Genomic DNA, 2057 nt, shown 5'->3' on the forward strand with positions numbered 1-2057 from the left:
CGCCGGCTGGACCCGGCGGCTTGAACCGGCGGGCAGCGTCCGGGCTTTACTGACCGCAGGCCGCCCCCGAAGCCGTCCGGTAACTCGCCGCGGCCACCTTGCCCTTGCCGGCGCCGCTGCTGGACACGCTGCTGACCGAGGCCCCGGACAGTTCCGCGCTCTCCGGCTCGCCGTATTCGGGGCTGCCGGTCACCTTGGCGGAGTTCTGCACGAAGAAGGAGCCGCCGGAGCAGTGGGAGACATGGGGCTGGCGTGTCAGGTAGACGTTGTCCAGCTCGATCTGCTGATTGCCGCCGACCGCGATCAGGTACAGGCAGCGCTTGTCTCCGCCCGGAAGGTGTTCGAGCTGGACGTTCTTCAGCTTGATCCGCTCGACCTTGCCGCCATAGGACACGCCTTCCTGGCGCGTCAGGAAAAGCCCCTGATACGACGTGCTGCCGACCAGGTTCTCGATGTCGAGCAGGCTGATCCGGCCCTGGGGCTGGATGATGTCGCCGTGCCGTCCGCCCTCGGTGCCCTGGACGTTGACGATGGAGGTGTTCAGGACGGTCGCCGGAATGGCCTTGCCGCCCGCCGCGTTCAGGACGATGCCGTCGCTTCCGTAGGAGTCCTCGTTGTCGATCGACACTCCCTCGATCCAGATCGACCCCGACTGGTTCTTGGTCCCGATCGCCGCCGTCGGCGTGTTGTAGCCGTAGGACGGGGCGAAACTGCCGCCCAGCACGGCGACGTGGCGGCCGCCGTCGATGCGCAGATACTTCCGTCTCGGCGAATCAGGCCCGAGGAACAGCACATCCTCGTCGGAACGGAAAACGAAGGTCTCCTGATATGAGTTTTCGTTGAGGTCGATGACCCGGTAGCCTCTGAAATCCCGGCACGAGAACCGGTCGTCGCCCGCGGCAGCCTGTCCGGCGCCCGCCAGTCCCATGGACAGCATCAGGCAAAGAAACTTGGCTGAAAGCCTCGACAGCGCCCTGGGCGCGGAAACTCTCTGAATCGGCCCATGATTCATCTTAATATACTCCCCCTGATACCATCATGATTATATGATTTTGAAGCATGGATTTGCTGAAGGCGAGAAATCGGACCTGACTACTGCATCCAATTCCGTGAGGACATTACCATCGCGCCGATCTTCGCTGGTCAGCTTTTATTCCGATTTAACGTAATATTTTAAAGACCAACAGCGGGTTATATTTAGTCTATTGATGAAGGAATTACCACTAACGGCAAGCATTACTACCGGGACAAGGGGAGAGCGAATGCCCTACATGGCATTGGCATCGTTATACAAGACCTCAAAGGAACTCCCAAAAGTAGAATCTGCCTACGGCTGCGTCTTCGTCATCGATTTCCAGCACGCAGACCCGATACGGCAATGTAAGAATGAAAGTCTCTTGAACGACCATTCTTCGACGTCAAGGTGACCATGTTCCTTCGCAGCGATGCCGCATCGGCGATCCTCGGGCCTGTTTTGGGAACCCGTGCGGGCATGGCGCTTTGCGTCATCGGACCGGATGCCCAAGCCATTCCGGCCGGATCGTGTTTTCGGGCATCGCGGGCGGCGTCGATCCCGATCTCAAAATCGGCGACGTCGTCGTGCCGTCGGCATGGAGCCGGTATCTGGAGGCCGTCTTCGCCCGCGAAACGCCCGGCGGCTACCGGTTGCCTCCGTTCGCCGGCCGCTCGGCCAACTTCGGCATGATCTTTCCCCAATCCGTCGAGATCGCCCGGGGCAAGGCGGAACCCGAGCGCAAGACCTGGTTCCCGGTCGATGCCAGGCTCCTGGACGTGGCCAAGGCCACCGCCGCCGCGATCGAACTGGCGCAGTGTACGGCGGACAACCGGTGCCTCTCGCACCGGCCCAAGGTGGTATACGCCCTGTCCGAAGCGGCCTGACCGGGTACCGATCGCCGGCGGTCAGGCCGACATCGCGTGCAGATTGCGGGTCGGCGCCGCCGCGTCGCCGGCGGTGAAGCCGTTGTTCATGGCCCAGATCGCTGCCTGGGTGCGGTTGTTGACGTCGATCTTGCGCAGCAGGGTCTTCAGGTGGACCT

At 62.0% G+C, this 2057-nt stretch carries 2 protein-coding genes; one reads left to right on the forward strand and one right to left on the reverse strand.

Features of this window, described 5'->3' with window-relative positions; translation table 11 throughout:
- Positions 1 to 46: 46 nt before the first annotated feature.
- A complete protein-coding gene (locus AC5JJ6_RS11470; protein WP_496042156.1) occupies positions 47 to 1012 on the reverse strand; it encodes a hypothetical protein in 966 nt (321 codons plus the stop codon).
- Between the two features lie 530 nt (positions 1013 to 1542).
- Between AC5JJ6_RS11470 and AC5JJ6_RS11475 the strand changes: the two genes are divergently transcribed.
- On the forward strand, positions 1543 to 1899 hold the full coding sequence (locus AC5JJ6_RS11475; protein ID WP_496042157.1) for a phosphorylase family protein: 357 nt from the start codon (positions 1543 to 1545) through the stop codon (positions 1897 to 1899).
- Positions 1900 to 2057 lie beyond the last annotated feature (158 nt).

The sequence above is a fragment of the Skermanella sp. genome, from assembly GCF_059503625.1.

Excerpts from the sequence above, each read along its gene's own strand:
- AC5JJ6_RS11470 (WP_496042156.1), bottom strand. The coding sequence starts at position 1,012 with ATGAATCATGGGCCGATTCAGAGAGTTTCCGCGCCCAGGGCGCTGTCG.